Origin of the sequence: Microcoleus sp. PH2017_35_SFW_U_B (genome assembly GCF_020737865.1) — a bacterium.
Classification (GTDB): Bacteria; Cyanobacteriota; Cyanobacteriia; order Cyanobacteriales; family Microcoleaceae; genus Microcoleus.
In genome coordinates this window covers 1-4,752 of record NZ_JAEQDE010000187.1, presented here as the reverse complement: position 1 = coordinate 4,752, position 4,752 = coordinate 1, and the positions used below count along the sequence as shown (strand labels likewise).

Sequence of the window (4,752 nt, the reverse complement as noted above, 5' to 3'; positions counted from 1 at the left end):
TTCTTCAGAGGTGAGTTCAGTAAACAGTGAATTTTCCTTTGTTTCTTGCATGATCGTTTGACTCCATTTAAATTGATAATATTGAACGAAAACTAGAAACTTTATATAATTTCGATAGCCTCGTATGATTACTGACTAATACTTCTCCATGCCTCTGCGATCGCCCGGAATATTACTGAGAAAATTTTAAAATTTATCCGATCGCACTACTTTACTCAGCTATCTAGACTACAAGGGTTTTGTAAGGGCGATTGCGAATCGGATCGTAAAGGAAAAGCTGACTCGGCTGTGGAATGAAAAACAGCGTATTGATGCCATTGCTGCTGCTGTTCTTGGTATCGCTGTTACTGTTAGCACTGCTGAAACCGCTGGTAGTGCTGCCACCGCTGACAGTCCCAGATTCTCGATCGGTTAATTCGGTAAAAAGTGAATTTTGTTGATTGTCCGGCATAAGGAACTCCTATTAAGACATATATAGTTACTTACGTACCGATCCCAGAAAAACCGGGTAACAGTGCCAAAAATCATTGCGGAAATGCTCTGTTTTCCTGACTGTTGCCGCCTGAATCCACCATTCTTGATGTTTGGGGAAATTTCCGGGTGGGGACGGCAAAGCTGTGCGGATTTTGACCTTGACCATGTGAATTTTGATTTAGACTTCTAAATCTATCCTTGGTGTCCGGAAAGCTAGAAAATAAATGTGACAAAAGAAATAGGCGATCGATCTCTCCTTCTTCCAACTCATACCGTTTGAGGTTTGAAAATGACTTATTTAATCAGGCTTTGGAGTTGGCCGCGAGTTGCATTCTTTTTTGGAAATGGCATTAAAACTCACAACGATTCTCTTTCCCCAAACTCAAAACTTAAAATTCAAAACAATTCCCCTCACCCCCAATAGCCGCCATGCCTCGCACACCCGAACCCATGCCCGCAGAAACCTTTGATAACGACCAGTTTTTGCCCCCTGTCAGCCGCTGGACTACTTTGGGGGGAATTTTGATGGTGGCGACGTTTGGCGGGGCGATCGCCCTGGCAAGCGTCACCAAATACAGTGCTACAGTCAAAGCAGACGCGATCGTCCGTCCAGCCGGAGAAGTGCGCGTCGTGCAAGCTGCAACCGAAGGAACCATCGAAAGCATTGCTGTCAGCGAAAATCAGACAGTAAAAGCCGGAGATGCGATCGCAGTTGTCAACGCTTCGCGTTTGGGCACTCAAAAAAAGCAGTTCCAAGACACAGTCAATCAGTCTCAAACAGCAGCACAGCAAATCAACCAGCAACTGCGGGACTTGGAAAATCAAATTTTAGCCAGCGGCCAATTTCAAACCATCCAAAATCAAAATTCCGCCGCCCAAGAAGTAGTCGAGTCCGCTCTTGTAAAAATCGCCACATCGCAGCCGGATGTCGCCGAGAGACTCGGCAGAAGTCGGCGGGTTTTGCTCGTCAAGCGATCGTCCATTCAACAACAATTAATTCAAGCTAAAAAAGAACTCAATCAAATTCAGTCACAACTCGAAAATAGCGTGATCCGCGCGCCCGCTGATGGTACAATTCTCAAATTGGAAGTACAAAGTACCGGTCAAACAATACAAGCCGGAAGTGCGATCGCCCAAATCGTCCCCAGCGACGTACCCCTTTTAGTCAAAGCCAGAGTAACATCCCAAGACATCGCCCGCATCCAAATCGGCCAACCCGTGCAGATGAGGATTTCCGCCTTACCCTTCCCAGATTACGGGACACTAAAAGGAACAGTCAGCGCGATCGCCCCAGATGCGATCGCCACTCAAAACCCCGGTAATAATTTAGGTACTGCTTATTATGAAGTTGCAATTAAACCTGATAAAACTTATCTAACCAAACTTGAATCTACCGGCAATCAAGCAGTTGGAACTTCCCAGGCAAATACCCCACGCCAGTATTCAATTCAGTCGGGAATGGAAGGTAGAGCCGACATTATTACTGGTCAAGAAACAGTTTTGACATTTATTTTGCGGAAGGCAAGGTTGGTGACGGATATGTAATTGGTCATTAGTCGTGGTCGTAGGGTGCGTCAGTCTTAAGGTTAGCCCGAAAAATTTGGGTTTTACCTACTGACGCACCCTACTTTTGTTTGTTGTTTGTTTAACATTTTGCGATCGTGGTATAGTGTGGATCATAGTAGATGCCACTGTCAACTATATTGATCCACTACCCCGAAAATTAATCTAACGTCATAAGCTGGTAACTAAGCAATTGACCCAAATAAGTGCTGGGATATGAGCCGCAAGTACAGATGGAGGTTGAAGCGTATCGAACGTACAAAAGATCGCACTCTCAAGGTCAATTGCGTGTTTTATGGCGAACAAACCTCTTTTGAAGACAGTCGTTTTGGAGATACCGACGATGAATGAAACTTGGATAGTTTTTAAAACAGAATCACTCTCATCCCCAGGCTGGGAAGAACGTCAGCTACTACCGATCGGTGGTTTGACTGATATTTTAGCAACAGAGTGGGATTCTTCGGGGAAATTGCCTCAAATTGGCGAGCGGGTGCGAGAATACGAAAACCTCGAAGATCCGGGTAACGGAGTCACCCACGGTCGAGATAGCAATTGGATTGTGAAAAGCATCCACAAATTCTCATCTAGCGACACAAACCTGGAAATCATGGTCTGTTATTGCGCTTATGAACCCGTTGAGTCTAAATGGGTTGAATTAAAACGAGGAAAGCCTGTGAATGAGATTTTGCAACCAGTTGAAATTGGGTAAAAATCTTAACCTTTATAATTAATTATCTTCAGTCCGCGCAGGCGGACTTTGTTTTTGTAGACGCGGTTTCAACCGCCGGGTTTATGTGTACTTTGTTTTTGTAGACGCGGTTTCAACCGCCGGGTTTATGTGTACAATAAATACACCGGGTTTATGTGTAGAATAAATAACATCCATCGCCAATATGAAAATCAACGATAAACTCAAGACCATTCTAGCTGAATTGCGATCGCACTTCGAGCAAATTTATGGCGATCGGCTCACCCAAATGGTACTCTACGGTTCCCAAGCGCGGGGTGACGCATATCCCGACTCAGATATTGATGTTTTGGTAGTTCTGAAAGGGCAAGTCAATCCCGGCGAAGAAATCAAAAGAATCAGCCATATTCGGGCAGATTTGTCTCTCCAAAATGATGAAGTGATTAGCTGTTTGTTTATGGACGAAAATCGGTTTACGCACTACAACGGGCCTTTATTGAGGAATATTCGTAAAGAGGGAATAGCTTTATGAAACCGGAACAAATCGATCGAACACTCCAAACTTTGAATGCTCATAGTGCTTCTAAACCATCCATTTCTGCCACAAGAAACTCTTGATTGATAGCAGCAATCTCAACTTGAATATCTGGATCGTTTGCCATCTCTGCTATCTCTGCCTCCAGGTATTTAGCATTAGCGAGTTTATTAGCTATGTAAGTTTTCTCCCGCACTCGGCAAGCGATACGTTCCAGCAGCCAAAGTTGTTCTTCTATCGACAGGGAACTAATAGAACGTTCAATCTCTACTAAAGTTTGTGAAATCATTTTAGTTTCCTCTTGTTTTTTGCCCCATCGCAAATCATCGAGATTTTTTTGAATGAGGTTGCGTCCATTCCGAATAGATTTATTATTACGCGCGATCGCTTACTTATCTTGTATCTATATTATACGACATCTTTGCGTGGTAGCTTATGACAGAATACGGTTAAGTTAAAGTTTTTTGTCATTGCGAGGAACGTTAGCGAAGCGATCCGTTCGCCGAAGGCGTTCCCGAAGGGTAGGAAAGCAATCGCAGTGTCTATTTTTCACATCGTTTTATCACTACGATTCCCCTATCTTACCTGTATTGAGGTATGACGCACACTCCAACGACTCCAGACGATTCAGCAAGTCGGGTTTCCCCCTTGTTTTTCCCCGACAAAGAATGTAAAATTCTAAAAACATGGGTTGTAAGCAATGAACGAAGCGCGCCACGAAGCCTATCTCAATCTGATTGATTCTCTCGTCACCTGTCCCAGCGAGGAAGAAATCGAGATTCTGCAAGCTAACCTAGAATTAATAGATGATGGTTTTGCCCAATATTTGCGAGAGTGGGCAACTGAAACTATGGCAACTTTGGATGCAGAAGAAGCATACAATTGTGCTAATTTTTTATACGGTTTAGATTTCACTTTTTATAATTTGCGACAAGGCAGTCGGGCAAGTAATTTAGAGGTAGCGATTGCTTGTCTGGAGAGTGGATTAACTGTTGTTACTCGCGAAGCTTACTCGGAAGACTGGGCCAGGTTTCAAAACAGTCTGGGAGGTGATTACCAAAACAGAATCAGAGGGGAAAAAGCCGAGAATCTGGAATTGGCGATCGTAGCTTATGAGGCATCCTTGGAAGTTTACACCCGCGACGCATTTCCCGAAGACTGGGCAACGTGTCAAAATAATTTGGCGATGGCCTACCTCTACAGAATCAGAAGGGGAAAAGCCGAGAATCTGGAATTGGCGATCGCAGCTTTTGAGGCATCCTTGGAAATTTGGACTCGCGACGCATTTCCCTTTGAATGGGCAACGTGTCAAAATAATTTGGGGCTTGCCTACCACAACAGAATCAGAGGGGAAAAAGCCGAGAATCTCGAAGGCGCGATCGCAGCTTATCTCGCATCCTTGGAGATTTACACCCGCGACGCATTTCCCGAAGACTGGGCAAGGAGTCAAAATAATTTGGCGAATGCCTACCTCTACAGAATCAGAGGGGAA

6 protein-coding genes are annotated in these 4,752 nt (G+C 44.4%); 4 read left to right on the top strand and 2 right to left on the bottom strand.

Going from position 1 to position 4,752, the window contains the following annotated elements; genetic code table 11:
- Positions 1-223: 223 nt before the first annotated feature.
- The gene (locus tag JGK36_RS33265) at positions 224-451 is read right to left on the bottom strand and encodes a secretion protein HlyD (protein ID WP_293184276.1); all 228 of its coding nucleotides are present in this window, start codon (positions 449-451) and stop codon (positions 224-226) included.
- A gap of 452 nt (positions 452-903) precedes the next feature.
- Here JGK36_RS33265 and JGK36_RS33260 point away from each other — a divergent pair, with 452 nt between their 5' ends.
- From JGK36_RS33260 to JGK36_RS33250, 3 genes are all read left to right on the top strand, one after another.
- A complete protein-coding gene (locus tag JGK36_RS33260; RefSeq protein ID WP_293199364.1) occupies positions 904-2,019 on the top strand; it encodes an HlyD family efflux transporter periplasmic adaptor subunit in 1,116 nt (371 codons plus the stop codon).
- Between the two features lie 361 nt (positions 2,020-2,380).
- A complete protein-coding gene (locus JGK36_RS33255; RefSeq protein WP_293199362.1) occupies positions 2,381-2,746 on the top strand; it encodes a hypothetical protein in 366 nt (121 codons plus the stop codon).
- A gap of 184 nt (positions 2,747-2,930) precedes the next feature.
- The gene (locus JGK36_RS33250; RefSeq protein WP_293190822.1) at positions 2,931-3,257 is read left to right on the top strand and encodes a nucleotidyltransferase domain-containing protein; all 327 of its coding nucleotides are present in this window, start codon (positions 2,931-2,933) and stop codon (positions 3,255-3,257) included.
- A gap of 40 nt (positions 3,258-3,297) precedes the next feature.
- On the opposite strand, the gene JGK36_RS33245 is transcribed toward JGK36_RS33250, so the two are convergent.
- Positions 3,298-3,549 carry a hypothetical protein gene (locus tag JGK36_RS33245; protein WP_293190820.1) on the bottom strand — a complete coding sequence of 84 codons (252 nt, stop codon included), beginning with the start codon at positions 3,547-3,549 and terminating at the stop codon, positions 3,298-3,300.
- Positions 3,550-3,960: 411 nt separating this feature from the next.
- Here JGK36_RS33245 and JGK36_RS33240 point away from each other — a divergent pair.
- Positions 3,961-4,752: tetratricopeptide repeat protein (locus tag JGK36_RS33240; protein ID WP_293199360.1), on the top strand; the 792-nt coding region annotated here is incomplete at its 3' end.